The organism is Pseudomonas sp. MYb541 (genome assembly GCF_037479595.1).
Classification (GTDB): Bacteria; Pseudomonadota; Gammaproteobacteria; order Pseudomonadales; family Pseudomonadaceae; genus Aquipseudomonas; species Aquipseudomonas canadensis.
The window spans coordinates 164,889-179,340 of sequence record NZ_JBBGYS010000004.1; the positions used below are offsets into that span (position 1 = coordinate 164,889).

Annotated in this window: 12 protein-coding genes; all 12 read right to left on the reverse strand. The window is 61.3% G+C overall.

What is annotated here, in order from left to right:
* Nucleotides 1-93: 93 nt before the first annotated feature.
* On the reverse strand, nt 94-2,028 hold the full coding sequence (locus WH299_RS04140) for a methyl-accepting chemotaxis protein (RefSeq protein ID WP_028615518.1): 1,935 nt from the start codon (nt 2,026-2,028) through the stop codon (nt 94-96).
* 139 nt (nt 2,029-2,167) lie between these two features.
* Entirely contained in the window at nt 2,168-3,457 is a 1,290-nt protein-coding gene (locus WH299_RS04145) for an adenylosuccinate synthase (protein WP_003217505.1), read from the reverse strand.
* Nucleotides 3,458-3,511: 54 nt separating this feature from the next.
* Nucleotides 3,512-4,699: an ATP phosphoribosyltransferase regulatory subunit gene (locus tag WH299_RS04150; RefSeq protein WP_028615516.1), complete on the reverse strand. Its 1,188-nt coding sequence runs from the start codon at nt 4,697-4,699 to the stop codon at nt 3,512-3,514.
* 294 nt (nt 4,700-4,993) lie between these two features.
* Nucleotides 4,994-5,860: a protease modulator HflC gene (hflC, locus tag WH299_RS04155; RefSeq protein ID WP_010213607.1), complete on the reverse strand. Its 867-nt coding sequence runs from the start codon at nt 5,858-5,860 to the stop codon at nt 4,994-4,996.
* Nucleotides 5,860-7,035, reverse strand: a complete 1,176-nt coding sequence (gene hflK / locus WH299_RS04160) for an FtsH protease activity modulator HflK (protein ID WP_028615515.1) — start codon at nt 7,033-7,035, stop codon at nt 5,860-5,862. Before hflK ends, hflC begins: the two co-directional genes overlap by 1 nt.
* Before the next feature lie 96 nt (nt 7,036-7,131).
* Nucleotides 7,132-8,433: a ribosome rescue GTPase HflX gene (gene hflX, locus WH299_RS04165; RefSeq protein ID WP_016976905.1), complete on the reverse strand. Its 1,302-nt coding sequence runs from the start codon at nt 8,431-8,433 to the stop codon at nt 7,132-7,134.
* 12 nt (nt 8,434-8,445) lie between these two features.
* The gene (gene hfq / locus WH299_RS04170) at nt 8,446-8,706 is read right to left on the reverse strand and encodes an RNA chaperone Hfq (RefSeq protein ID WP_028615514.1); all 261 of its coding nucleotides are present in this window, start codon (nt 8,704-8,706) and stop codon (nt 8,446-8,448) included.
* Nucleotides 8,707-8,800: 94 nt separating this feature from the next.
* Entirely contained in the window at nt 8,801-9,772 is a 972-nt protein-coding gene (gene miaA / locus WH299_RS04175; RefSeq protein ID WP_095014472.1) for a tRNA (adenosine(37)-N6)-dimethylallyltransferase MiaA, read from the reverse strand.
* Entirely contained in the window at nt 9,772-11,688 is a 1,917-nt protein-coding gene (gene mutL, locus WH299_RS04180) for a DNA mismatch repair endonuclease MutL (RefSeq protein ID WP_032864089.1), read from the reverse strand. Before mutL ends, miaA begins: the two co-directional genes overlap by 1 nt.
* A complete protein-coding gene (locus WH299_RS04185; protein WP_028615511.1) occupies nt 11,688-13,109 on the reverse strand; it encodes an N-acetylmuramoyl-L-alanine amidase in 1,422 nt (473 codons plus the stop codon). Before WH299_RS04185 ends, mutL begins: the two co-directional genes overlap by 1 nt.
* Before the next feature lie 15 nt (nt 13,110-13,124).
* Entirely contained in the window at nt 13,125-13,595 is a 471-nt protein-coding gene (gene tsaE, locus WH299_RS04190; protein ID WP_339549657.1) for a tRNA (adenosine(37)-N6)-threonylcarbamoyltransferase complex ATPase subunit type 1 TsaE, read from the reverse strand.
* A complete protein-coding gene (locus tag WH299_RS04195; protein WP_339549659.1) occupies nt 13,583-14,443 on the reverse strand; it encodes an NAD(P)H-hydrate dehydratase in 861 nt (286 codons plus the stop codon). Before WH299_RS04195 ends, tsaE begins: the two co-directional genes overlap by 13 nt.
* Between the last annotated feature and the right edge of the window lie 9 nt (nt 14,444-14,452).

Here is a 14,452-nt window from a genome sequence, read left to right on the forward strand (position 1 = left end):
CAAGCCCCCTCCCACATTTGCCTGCATTCCAACGTTGGAACTCGGTCATCCGTGGGAGGGGGCTTGCCCCCGATGAGGTCGGCACAGGCGATACTAGGCCCTGAACTGCCCCAGGCTCGCCTTCAACTGCGCCGCCAACCCATCCAGCACCTTGCCACTAGCGGTGGTCTCAACCACCGCCTGGGCGGCACGTTCGGCCTGAGCATGGATTACCTCAACCCGCCCACGCACCGCATGGGCACCCTGGGCCTGATGCTCAGCGGCACGGGTTGCCAAGCCTATTGCGGCATGCACCTGCTCCACCGAAGCCTGCACCGTCTGTTGCAGGCGCACGCTGTCGCGCAGCACCAGCAAACCTTCACTGGCCTGGCGCCCGGCCTTGCCGATGGTTTCCACCGCCTCCCGCGCGCCTTGCTGCAGCGCCACGATATGCGCCTGAATATCGCCCGTGGAGCTTTGCGTCTTGCTGGCCAGCGCACGCACTTCATCCGCCACCACCGCAAAGCCGCGACCGGTCTCACCAGCACGCGCCGCCTCGATGGCCGCGTTGAGCGCCAACAGATTGGTCTGCTCGGCGATGCCGTGAATCACGGTCAGCACCACCTCGATCTGCTGGCTTTGCTGGGCCAGGCGCTCGATGACCGTGGAGCCCGCTTGTACTTGGCCCGCCAGCGCCTCGATCAAACTGCCGACCTCAGCCGAGGTCCGCGAGTTCTCATCCGTGGCCTGGCGAATATCCACCACCTGCTGCAACGCCGCCTGCATCGCATGGCTCTCGGCCTGCGCCTCGTCGGCCATCTGCGACAGTGCGCGCAAGCTCTCGGCCACTTCATCGCGCTGTAAACCGGCTGCAGCGTCAGCACCAGCATTGCGCAAGGTCATGGCGCCGATTTCCACGCCAGTACGCTGGGCCACATCCCCCGCCTCGCGCACGATGGGCTGCAACTTATCTACAAAACGATTGACCGCCGAAGCCATGTCGCCGATTTCATCCTTGCTGCTGATTTGCACACGCTTGGTGAGATCACCCTCGCCCGCCGCCAAGTCGTCCATGGCCGCGATCAGCAGCTTCAGGCGATTGACCACACGGCGCCCGAGCACGATGGCGATCAACAGCAACACGCCCAAACCGACCAGCGCCAGGCCCATGCCGATGCGCCAGCGCAAGGTGCCGGCGGCGTCCTGGACGGCGCTGGTGGTGTTGGCGGTCATCTGTGTAGCGGTGGCTTGCGCGGATTGCAGGCGCGCGCCCATGGCGGCAGCGCTATCGGCCGCTGCGCCCTTGAGGCTGTCGCCCACCAACTGGTCACCGCTGGCGATCAGTGCGGCGAAGCGCTTATCCAGCGCGGCCAGATCAGCCTCCACTGCGGTCGTGGACACCCCCATGCGCACCTTACCGATCTCCACGCCGTTGGGGCTGATGGACGCTTCAACATAGAACACCGAAGGGTCATCTTTCGCCGCATCCAACACTTTATCCAGGGCGCGGTCACCCTTGCCTTTTTCCAACAGCGCCTGGTTAATCGGGTTTTCACGGTTGAGGTAGCGGGTCAGATGCTCACCCGCCGCGTCGTCATAGACCACGAACAGCACGTTGGGGTTGCGCTGGGCACGCCGGGCGAACTCCGACAGCGTCGGCACGTCGCTGTCCCACATAGCGCGGGGCGCCACCGAGGCCAGCAGCTGCGCCATGTCATTGGCAGAGTCTTTCAGGTCTTTTTCCAGGGTCGCACGCAGTTGCTTCTGCTCTTCCTGCAGGCGGGTTGAAAGCCCCGCGGTCAGACGCTGACGGGTACTCGTCGACAAGCTGTCCAGGCTGGACGTGACTTCTTTACCGGCCTGGGCCAATTCACCCGACAGTTTCTGGCTGTCGATACCCAGGCGATTACCCAAATCAGCTTCCAACGCTGTGACGGTGCTTCGCGTCAGGGCGACGGCAACCAACACTTGCACCAAAAGGGCGATACCTAGGGTAACGAACACCGGCCGCAACAGACGGCTTTGTAACAATGAGAGAACGGCAGACATCGGGAATCCCTCCACCACGGGTGCCATTAATTTGATAGCACCGCGAAAGAAAGAACCAAAGCAAGGGTCGTGCCGCCCAGGCGACAGAAACGACAAAGGGCTCCCGAAGGAGCCCTTTGCTTTTTACATCAACAGCTTATTAAGCGAACGGGTGACGCAGAACGATGGTTTCGTTGCGGTCCGGACCTGTCGAAATAATGTCGATCGGCGCACCGATCAGCTCTTCAACTCGCTTGATGTAGGCACGGGCATTAGCTGGCAGCTCTTCCAGGGTCTTGGCGCCCACGGTCGATTCGGTCCAGCCCGGCACTTCTTCGTACACTGGCTGCAGACCTACGTAGCTGTCGGCGTCGGTCGGAGCAACGTCCTTGCCTTCGGCATCTTTGTAGCCGATGCAGATATTGATGGTTTCCAGGCCGTCGAGTACGTCCAGCTTGGTCAGGCAGATGCCCGAGATGCTGTTCACATCGATAGCGCGACGCAGGATGACGGCGTCGAACCAGCCGCAACGACGAGCACGGCCGGTGGTCGCGCCGAATTCGTGACCTTGCTTGGCCAGGTGAGCGCCGACGTCGTCGAACAGCTCAGTCGGGAACGGACCCGAACCTACGCGAGTGGTGTAAGCCTTGGTGATGCCCAGGATGTAGTCCAGGAACATCGGGCCAACGCCCGAACCGGTCGCAACGCCGCCAGCGGTGGTGTTGGAGCTGGTCACGTACGGATAGGTGCCGTGGTCGATGTCCAGCAGGGAGCCTTGGGCGCCTTCGAACATGATGTCTTTGCCGGCACGACGCAGGTCGTGCAGCTCGGCAGTCACGTCCAGCATGAGTGGCTTGAGCAGCTCAGCGTATTCCTTGCACTCGGCCAGGGTCTTTTCGAACTCGATGGCTGGCTCTTTGTAGTAACCGACCAGCATGAAGTTGTGGTAATCCACCAGTTCACGCAGTTTGTCTTCAAAGCGCGGCATGTTGAGCAGGTCGCCCACACGCAGGCCACGACGTGCAACCTTGTCTTCGTAGGCTGGGCCGATGCCGCGACCGGTGGTACCGATCTTCAGCTCGCCACGGGCCTTTTCACGGGCCTGGTCCAGCGCAACGTGGAACGACAGGATCAGCGGGCAGGACGGGCTGATACGCAGGCGCTCGCGCACCGGTACGCCTTTCTCTTCCAGCTTGGTGATCTCACGCAGCAAGGCGTCAGGTGCAACCACCACGCCGTTGCCGATCAGGCACTGCACGCCTTCGCGCAGCACGCCCGATGGGATCAGGTGCAAGACGGTTTTTTCGCCATCGATGACCAGGGTGTGGCCAGCGTTGTGGCCACCTTGGTAGCGCACTACGGCGGCAGCATGTTCGGTCAGCAGATCAACGATCTTGCCTTTGCCCTCATCACCCCATTGGGTGCCCAGGACTACGACATTCTTACCCATAACACTTGTCCTCATTCGCGCAAACTTGGTGCCGGCGATGGCCGGCAGGAAAACTCAAGAAGCCAGTGGCGATACTTGCCAAAGCCCGTTCTGCAGAATCAATTGCCGGTCGCAGTCCGCATCACGGGCGGCGGCCAATGGCTGCCCAGGCAAAGCCTGGACGACACGCTGACCCTCACTGCGCAACTGGCAAACCTGCTGCCAGAGTGCTGCGTCCGTACTGTCGGGCATCCAAATGCCACCAGACGGTAGCTCGACCTCAGCACGCCCCAGGGTCACCAGGGTTTTCAAATCGGTGGAGAAACCAGTGGCCGGACGCGCACGACCAAAGTCGGCGCCGATATCGTCATAACGACCACCCTGGGCGATGGCTTGGCCAACACCCGGTACAAATACAGCGAACACCACACCGGTGTGGTAGTGGTAGCCGCGCAACTCACCCAGGTCAAAGTACAGCGGCAGCTCCGGGAAGCGCGCCGACAACTGCTCGGCAATCGCCAGCACGTCGTCCAGCGCAGCCAATACCGGCGCTGGCGCCTTGGCCAGGCGCTCACGGGCAGCCACCAGCACTTCACGGCCGCCGCACAGGTCGACCAGTGCACGCAGCATGTCAGCCAGATCGGCAGGCACACCCGCCGTCAGGGCAATCACTTCATCGATGGCCTTGCGTTGCAGGGCATCGAACAGCTGTTGTTCCACTTCACCAGACAAACCGGCCGCACGGGCCAGGCCACGGTAGATACCGACGTGACCCAGGTCCATGTGGACATCCGGCACGTCGGCCAGTTGCAGCATGGCCAGCATCAAGCTGATCACTTCAACGTCGCTGCTCGGGCTGGCATCGCCGTACAACTCGGCGCCCAACTGAATCGGGCTACGGGACGACGACAAGGCACGCGGCTGCGCATGCAGCACACTGCCGGCGTAGCACAGGCGGCTCGGACCTTCTCGGCGCAGGGTGTGCGCATCGATGCGCGCCACTTGCGGCGTGATGTCGGCACGGAAACCCATTTGCCGGCCCGATTGCGGGTCGATGACCTTGAAGGTGCGCAGATCCAGGTCCTGGCCCGCGCCGGTCAGCAGGGATTCCAGGTACTCGATATGGGGGGTCACGACAAACTCGTAACCCCAGCTCTGGAACAGATCCAACACCTGGCGGCGCGCTACTTCAATGCGCGCAGCTTCTGGTGGCAGTACTTCTTCGATGCCATCTGGCAGCAGCCAGCGGTCTACCGTTGCCATTACGCCATTCCCCTTTGATCCGGGCGGCCAGCCCTCGGCCGAGCCTTGAGTGAAGCAGAAAACACCCGCCCCCTGCATAAACCACGCGCAAGAGCGACGTGACGAACGGCCTGTAATCGGCCTCGTCGGGCACTTTCCTCGAAAAACCTGTCACGCCTGCCGAATCAAACATGCAGACGCAAAAAAGCCGGGAATTTCCCGGCTGCCGCATCATACACCCGTTTTCTGAAAGGATCACCCCGCCAGGCGTTTTAGCCGCCCGACGGGAGTGAAACCTACAGAATCACAGGCCGGTTACTTGGACTTCTCCAGGTAGCGGAAGAAGTCGCTGCTTGGATCCAACACCATGACGTCGGTTTTGTTCGCGAAGCTTTCACGGTAGGCGCGCAGGCTACGGTAGAACGCGTAGAACTCCTGGTCCTGGCCGTAGGCCTTGGCGTAGATCGCCGCAGCTTGAGCATCGCCATCACCACGGGCCTCTTCAGACTCGCGATAAGCTTCGGCCAACAGTACACGGCGCTGACGGTCGGCATCCGCACGGATACCTTCTGCCAGCTCGTTACCCTTGGCGCGGTGCTCACGGGCTTCACGCTCACGCTCGGTGCTCATACGCTCGAACACGCTGCGGTTCACTTCCTTCGGCAGGTCGATCGCCTTGACCCGGACATCAACCACTTCGATGCCCAGCTCTTTTTCCGCCATCGTGTTCAGCGAACGCGTGATGTCAGCCATCAGCGCGTCGCGCTCACCGGATACCACCTCATGCAGGGTGCGCTTACCAAACTGGTCACGCAGACCCGATTCCAGACGGCGCGACAAACGCTCGTCGGCAATCTGCTTGAGGCCGGAGGTCGCGGTGTAGAAGCGCTCGGCATCCTTGACGCGCCACTTGGCGTAGGCGTCAACCATCACGGCTTTCTTTTCCAGGGTCAGGAAGCGCTGTGTCGGTGCATCCAGGGTCATCAGGCGGGCGTCGAACTTGCGCACCTGGTTGACGTAGGGGACTTTCACATGCAGGCCCGGCTGGACATCTGCCTGGACCACGCGACCGAATTGCAGTAGCACCGCACGCTCGGTCTGAGCCACGATGTAGAAGCAGTTCCAGGCAGCGATGACCACGACGACGCCCACAATCAGGGCGGTCAGCGATTTATTGCTCATCAACGACTCTCCCTGGTACGTGTTTGCTGTTGCAGCAAGTCAGCGGCCGCACGGGCGCTCGCTTCGTTGGCAGCGGCATTGGAACCGGTGGACGGTGCGCTGGTGCTGCTACGACCACCTTCGATCATCTTGTCCAGCGGGAGGTACAGCAGGTTGTTCTGCCCACCTTTGCTGCCGGTCACGAGAACCTTGCTGGTGTTGCTGAAGACTTCCTGCATGGTGTCCAGGTACAGACGCTCACGCGTGACTTCCGGCGCCTTGCGGTACTCGGCGACCAGCTTGGTAAAGCGATCCGCCTCACCCTTGGCGCGAGAGACCACTTCGTCGCGGTAACCGTTGGCATCCTCGAGGATGCGCTGGGCCTGACCACGGGCTTCCGGCACGACACCGTTGGCGTAGGTTTCAGCCTGGTTGCGCGAACGCTGCTCGTCTTCACGGGCACGAATCACGTCATCGAAGGCTTCCTGTACTTCGCGCGGTGCAGCTGCGCTCTGTACGTTGACCTGGGTGACGGTGATACCGGTGCGATAGGTATCGAGGAACCGTTGCAGGCGTTCCTTGATCTCGCTGGCCATCAATTCACGACCTTCGGTCAGCACCTGGTCCATCGCGGTCGAACCAACGACATGGCGCAGGGCACTTTCGGTAGCGTGTTGCAGGCTGATTTCCGGCTGATCAACGTTCAGCACGAAGTCCTGCAGGTTGCTGATCTTGTACTGCACGGTCAGCGGCACTTCGACGATGTTCTCGTCTTCGGTCAGCATCTGGCCCTGCTTGGTGTAGGCACGCTCACGCGTGACGTTTTCCATGTACTTCTTGTCGATCGGCGGGAAGTAGATGTTCAGGCCAGGGCCGACAGTCTCGTAGTACTTGCCGAAGCGCAGCACCACGGCCTGCTCCTGCTCGTCCACCACGTACACGGCGCTGTACAGCCATACGGCCGCCAGCACGACAAGACCCAGGCCCAGCAGGCCATAGCCGCCGCCCTTGCTTGTGCGACCGCCGTCGTCACCACCCCGTTTTTTTCCACCACCGAACAACCCATTCAGGCTTTCCTGCAGCTTTCGGAAGGCCTCGTCGAGATCTGGTGGCCCCTTGCGGTCGCCATTATTGCGGCGTTTACCACCCCAAGGATCCTGATTATTCGAGTTGCCACCCGGCTCATTCCAAGCCATAGCGCTCTCCATCTGATAAAGCAAAGACGCACCCACGGCGCGCCGACCAATGCTACAGAATGCCTGCCACTGCGGCACAACCGCTTTAGGAGGCTTTTATTGCAAAGTGTGTTGTTCGATGAACTCTGTCGGTACAACGCCCTCACGGCTGACCAGCCGATTGAGCTCCGAGCGCGGCAATCGAACGGCCAGCAAGCTGACACCTTCTTCGTCGTGTTCTTCTTTCTGTACCGCGCCCAACTCGAAAAACTGTGCACGCAGTCGAGCAAAACGCTGAGGCAAGCGCAAGGTGCCAACGAACAAATCGCCGCCGAGCAACTCGGCAATGGCCTGTTCAAGCAACTCAAGGCCACTGCCATCACGCGCCGACAGCCAGACCCGCTGGGGCTTGCCGTTCTCATCGCGCTGGATTTGTGGCTCAACGCCTTCAAGCAAATCGAGTTTGTTATAGACCTCGAGGATCGGCAAGTCCTGGGCACCAATCTCGCCCAGCACCAGCATCACCTGTTCAATCTGCAACATGCGATCCGGTTCGGCCGCATCGATCACGTGCAGCAGCAGGTCGGAATTGCTCGACTCTTCGAGCGTAGACCGAAATGCCTCGACCAGCTTGTGCGGCAAATGACGAATGAAACCCACGGTGTCGGCCAGGACAATCGGCCCCAGGTCGTCCAGATCCAGACGACGCAAGGTCGGGTCGAGGGTGGCGAACAGTTGGTCGGCCGCGTACACGTCCGATTTCGTCACATTATTGAAGAGTGTGGATTTGCCGGCGTTGGTATAGCCCACCAGGGACACGGTCGGGATATCCGCGCGGGTACGCCCACGGCGCGATTGCTCACGCTGGCTGCGTACCTTCTCGAGGCGACCCTTGATCTGGCGCAGGCGAACCCGCAACAGGCGTCGGTCGGTTTCGAGCTGGGTTTCACCCGGACCGCGCATGCCGATGCCGCCACCTTGACGCTCAAGGTGAGTCCAGCCGCGGACCAAGCGGGTGCTCATGTGGTCAAGCTGGGCCAGTTCAACCTGGAGCTTGCCCTCATGGGTACGGGCGCGTTGGGCGAAGATATCGAGAATCAGACCGGTACGGTCGATCACGCGACACTCGAAGACACGTTCGAGGTTACGTTCCTGACTGGGCGTGAGGACGTGATTGAAGATCACCAGATCGGCTTCTTCGGCGTGCACCAGATCGCGCAGTTCCTCGACCTTGCCGCTGCCAATCAGGAATTTGGCGGTTGGCCGATGACGCGGTACGTTAAAAAACGCAACGGTCTCGGCGCCGGCCGAATTTGCCAACTCCTGAAACTCCTGCGGATCTTCGCGCGCCTCAGGGTCCTGTCCATCCAAGTGAACGAGGATTACTCGCTCACCACCACCGTGGCGCTCAAAGAACAAAGGAGACTCCTATCAGGCGTTACCTGGCTCAGCGTCAACTGCATCATCACCTGCTGCGCTAGGCAGACGGATTGGACGAACAGGGACGACTGTCGAGATAGCGTGCTTGTAGACCATCTGGCTGACGGTGTTTTTCAGCAGGATCACGAACTGGTCGAACGACTCGATCGTGCCTTGCAGCTTGATACCGTTGACCAGGTAGATGGAAACCCCCACTTTCTCTTTACGTAAAGTATTCAAGTAAGGGTCTTGTAGCGAATGCCCTTTTGACATGTGCCGCACTCCTTTAAGGATCAATAATAAAAAATCGGAAAATAGATAGCTTATGGCCGTCACACCCCCAAGGATAGACGGCAATTGCAAGGACTCAGCTCAATATGGAGACCGTTCCCAAGTATTTCAAGGCGCGTGACAGATTGTCGCTGTCCAGGCTGTCCAGCCAGTGCAAATCGCTCCAGCTGCGCAACCAGGTGAACTGGCGTTTCGCCAATTGGCGCGTGGCAATGATGCCGCGCTCCTGCATTTCGGCTGACGTCAGCTTGCCATCCAGATGATCCCAGACTTGGCGGTAGCCTACAGCACGTATCGAAGGTAACCCTGGATGCAGGTCACCTCTGGAACGCAGAGCTACGACCTCGTCCACAAACCCCTGTTCCAACATAATTGTGAATCTTTGTGCAATTCGATCATGCAGCACCTGGCGATTTGCCGGAGCGATGGCCAGATTCGCCACAGTATAGGGCAATTGTGACGCGCCAGATGCGCCTGCGTCAGCACTTTGCGCACTTTGTTTCAGCCGGTGTTCAGTCATGGTCTGCCCGCTGACACGCCAGACTTCCAGGGCGCGAGTGAGGCGCTGGGGGTCATTGGGGTGAATGCGCGCGGCGGACACCGGGTCCACGGCGGCCAACTGGTCGTGCAGGGCTTGCCAGCCAAGGCGTGCAGCCTCTTCTTCAAGCTCGGCGCGCACCTGGGCGTCGGCCGGCGGCATATCCGCCAGGCCTTCCTGCAAAGCCTTGTAATAGAGCATCGTACCGCCCACCAGCAGCGGAATATTGCCCCGTGCGGTGATGTCGGCCATGGCCGCCAGGGCGTCGGTGCGAAAATCCGCGGCCGAATAGCTCTGCGACGGATCGATGATGTCGATCAGCTTATGCGGGTATTGGGCCAACAGCTCTTTGGAAGGCTTGGCGGTGCCGATGTCCATGTCCCGGTAAACCAGGGCAGAGTCGACACTGATCAGCTCGCACGGCAGCACTTTGGTCAGCTCGATGGCCAGGTCGGTCTTGCCGGCGGCCGTGGGGCCCATCAGGAAGATCGCGGGGGGCAAGGCACTCATCAACGGCCGCGCAAGAACAGTTTGTCCAGATCGTCCAGGCCCATCTGGGTCCAGGTCGGTCGGCCATGGTTGCATTGCCCGCTGCGTTCGGTGTTTTCCATGTCGCGCAGCAGGCCGTTCATTTCCGGCAGCGCCAGGCGACGATTGGCGCGGATGGCGCCGTGGCAGGCCATGGTGCCGAGCAATTCGTTGATATGCGCCTGAATGCGGTCACTGGTGCCGTATTCCATCAGGTCCGCCAGCACGTCAGCGACCAGGCGGTTGGCCTCGGCCTGTTTGAGCAACGCAGGAATCTGGCGGATGGCCAGGGTTTCCGGGCCCAGGCGCTGCAATTCAAAGCCCAGCTTCTGGAACACGCCGTGGTGTTCTTCGGCACAATCGGCCTCACGCTGACTGACGGCCAGGGATTCCGGCACCAGCAGCGGCTGGCCGCTGAGACCTTCGCTGGCCATGGCGATCTTGAGGCGTTCGTACATGATCCGCTCGTGGGCGGCGTGCATGTCCACCAGCACCAGGCCATGGGCGTTTTCCGCCAGAATGTAGATGCCCTTGAGCTGCGCCAACGCGTAGCCCAGCGGCGGGATATCTCCACCGCCTTCCGGCAAGGCCACAGGCGTGCCCGGTTCGGCACCTGGCAGCGGCGCGAAAAACTCGCGGTAAGCCGCCTGGGCCTCAGCCACCGGCACTGCCGATTGAGGGCGCGGCGTATATTGGTATTGATAACCCGAGCCGGCGCCAGCATTCGGCGCGGTATAGGCAGGTTGCGACTGCGGCGATTGCAGCAGGTTGGCCGCCAGGCTCATTTCGCCCTGAGGGCCGAACTCACCGGCTTGCGGGCCACTCGGGCGGACCACGGCCGTCACAATCGGCGCGGACAGTTGATCATCCGGACGTACATCACCCAGCGTGCGGTGCAAGGTGCCGTAGAGGAAGTCATGCACCATGCGCCCATCACGGAAGCGCACTTCGTGCTTGGTGGGGTGCACGTTGACGTCTACCACCGACGGGTCGACTTCAAAGAACAACACAAACGTGGGGTGGCGCCCGTTGAACAGCACGTCGCGATACGCCTGGCGCACCGCGTGGGCCACCAGCTTGTCGCGCACCGCACGGCCATTCACAAAGAAATACTGCAAGTCCGCCTGGCTGCGGGAGAAGGTCGGCAAACCAACCCACCCCCACAGGCGCAAGCCATTGCGCTCGATTTCAATCGGCAGCGCCTGCTCAAGGAAACCCGGCCCGCAAATCGCCGACACACGGCGAGCGCGCGCGGCGTCATCGTGGGCTTCGTGCAGGCTGAGGATGGTCTTGCCGTTATGCCGCAGGTGGAACGCCACATCGAAGCGAGCCAAAGCCAAGCGCTTGATGACTTCCTGCAGGTGATCGAATTCGGTTTTCTCAGCCTTGAGGAATTTACGCCGCGCCGGGGTGTTGAAGAACAGGTCGCGCACTTCCACCGACGTACCGACGGGATGGGCTGCCGGCTGGACCCGAGGCGCCATGTCGCGACCTTCGGTTTCCACTTGCCAGGCCTGCTCGGCGCTGCGGGTGCGGGACGTCAGGGTCAGGCGCGCCACAGAACTGATGGACGCCAGGGCCTCACCGCGAAAGCCCAGGCTCATCACCCGCTCAAGGTCTTCCAGGTCGCGAATCTTGCTGGTGGCGTGACGGGCCAGGGCCAGCGGCAGATCGTCGGACGAGATACCGCTGCCATCGTCACGCACGCGCAGCAGCTTGACGCCACCCTGCTCCACGTCGACATCAATGCGCTTGGCGCCGGAGTCGATGCTGTTTTCCAGCAGCTCCTTGATCACCGATGCCGGACGCTCCACAACCTCGCCCGCCGCAATCTGGTTGGCTAGGCGCGGGCTGAGCAGTTCGATGCGTGAGCCGTTATCCAGGATCGAGTCGCTCATTACTGCGCCGCCAATTCGGTGCCAGGGATGGTCAACACCTGGCCGACTTTCAATTCATCAGTCTTCAGGTTGTTGGCGCTGCGCAAGGTAGCGGCCGACACCTGGAAACGCACAGCCAGCATGGCCAGGGTGTCGCCGGGCTGTACGCGATGGTCGCGCGGGCCTTGGGCGATTTTCCCGGAGTCGCGCAGCCAGGCGATGTAGGTGCCCGGTGGCGGATTCTGCTGGAAGAACTGGCGCACACCGGCACTGATGGAACGCGCCAGCGCTTGCTGGTGGCTGGCACTGGCCAGCTTCGAGGCTTCATTGGAGTTGGAGATAAACCCGGTCTCTACCAGGATCGACGGAATATCCGGCGACTTCAACACCATGAATCCTGCTTGTTCTACGCGCTGTTTGTGCAGCGAGGTCACGCGGCCGATATTGCTTAGGACTTTCTGACCGACGTTCAAGCTGGACGTCAGCGAAGCGGTCATCGACAAGTCGAGCAGCACGCCAGCGAGCATTTTGTCCTTGTCATCGAGGGAGACGTTGCCGGCCCCGCCGATCAAGTCAGAACGGTTTTCACTGTCGGCCAGCCAGCGCGCGGTTTCGGACGTCGCGCCGCGATCCGACAGAGCGAACACCGAGGCACCGAAGGCCGCAGTAGACGGCGCGGCGTCGGCATGGATCGAGACGAACAGGTCGGCGCCCTTCTTACGGGCGATTTCGGTACGGCCACGCAACGGAATGAAGTAGTCGCCGGTACGGGTCAGCTCAGCGCGATAACCTTTCATCGCGCTGATCTGGCGCTGCAGTTCACGGGCGATCGCCAGTACCACGTCTTTTTCATGCTGGCCGCGTGAACCGGAGGCGCCCGGGTCTTCACCGCCGTGACCAGCGTCGATCACTACGATGATGTCACGCTTGCCGGCCGGAGCCGGTGGCGGCGGAGGCAGCTTCACCTGCGGTTGCGACGGGTTGACCGGCACAGCCGGCACCGTCGCGACGCTTGGAGGCGGTGCAGGCGGCGGGTTGGCATCGGCGGCGTTGTCGAACAGGTCGACCACCAGTCGGTTGCCGTACTGGGCGTTGGGCGCCAGGGAGAAGCTTTTTGGGGTCACGACCTTTTTCAAGTCGATCACAACACGCAGGTCGGTCGGCGTGCGTTGGGCCGAGCGCATCGCGGTAATCGGGGTGTTGGCGGTGGACACTTTCAACGGCGCGGCCAGGGTCGCGCCATTGATGTCAATCACCAGGCGATCAGGCGACGTCAAGGTAAAGACGCTGTGCTGGACCGGGCCAGACAGGTCGAACACCAGTCGCGTGTTATCCGGCGCTCGCCACAGGCGAACACTCTTCACCTGAGAAGCAGCCAGAGCATTGACAGTCATTGCCGCAAGCAACACCCCCACGACAGCAACCAACGCGCGAAAGCGCATACCTAACCCCACCAATTATTTGAATTCCAATGCCAAAGCGGCGCACCAAGACTCGCCGCGCGCGCTCTGGGGCAACAACTTCAACTGACGTCCATGCTCATGCGGCGTAATGGTAATGGTCATGTCAGGCTTTGGCAAAAAGCCTGTGCCTTTATCTGGCCACTCGATCAGGCACAACGCATCTTCATCGAAGTAATCCCGGATACCCATGTATTCCAGCTCTTCGGGGTCCACCAGACGATAGAGGTCAAAGTGGAAGGCGCGTACTGCACCGATCTCGTAGGGTTCTACCAGGGTGAACGTAGGGCTTTTTACTGCTCCCGTATGACCCAACCCTCGGATAATCCCTCGGGACAGCGTGGTCTTGCCCGCCCCCAAATCGCCTTCCAGAAAGATCAGCCCGGCTCCGGCCGTCACCTGCGCAATGCGTTGCCCGAACGCAACCATGGCTTCTTCATCAGCCAGGAAAAGGATTACTTCAGACACGGCGACTGCTCCTCCAGCAATTGACGAATGGCGGGTATCAAGTCGCTGGCAGCCAAGCCGCGACCAAAGGTGCCCTGGCGATCGCCCGCCGTGGCATGCAACCAAACCGCCAGGCAGCTTGCCTCATAAGCCTGCATGCCCTGGGCCAGCAACGCGCCCACCAGACCGGCCAGGACATCACCAAGCCCCGCCGCTGCCATCGCTGGATGGCCCTGGTCACACCGTGAAACACGTCCGTCCGGACTGGCAATCAAAGTTCCAGCCCCCTTGAGGATAGCCACTGCATTGAATGTCTGACTCAACGCGCGCGCCACCTTAAGACGATCGGCCTGAACCTCGGCTGTCGAAATACCCAGCAACCGCGCGGCTTCCCCTGGATGCGGGGTGATCACGCAGTTGGCCGGCAAGCTGACGCCGCCACTGGCAAGTTGGTTCAAGGCGTCGGCATCCCAGACTTGTGGCTGCTTCGCGTTGGCGGCGACGGACAGCAGGCTTTTGCCCCAGGACGCATCACCCAGCCCAGGCCCGATCACAATGACCGAGATCTTTTCCAACAGGCCCATCAGTTGATTGGCCGAGCTCACGCAGACGGTCATGACTTCCGGCAAGCGGGCCAAAGCGGCCGACACGTGTTCCAGGCGCGTCGCCAGGGACACCATCCCCGCACCACTGCGCAAGGCACTTTCGGCACTCAGCAAGGCTGCGCCGCCAAAGCCGCGGTCGCCGCCAATGACTAACAAGTGGCCAAACTGGCCTTTATGGGCGTCCGGGGAACGCGCCGCCAGTTGCGGCAGATGGCCGTGCAACAGGGGCTGTACGTCGGTTATTGCGTGTTTTGTCTGCGGCATGCGTCTTCA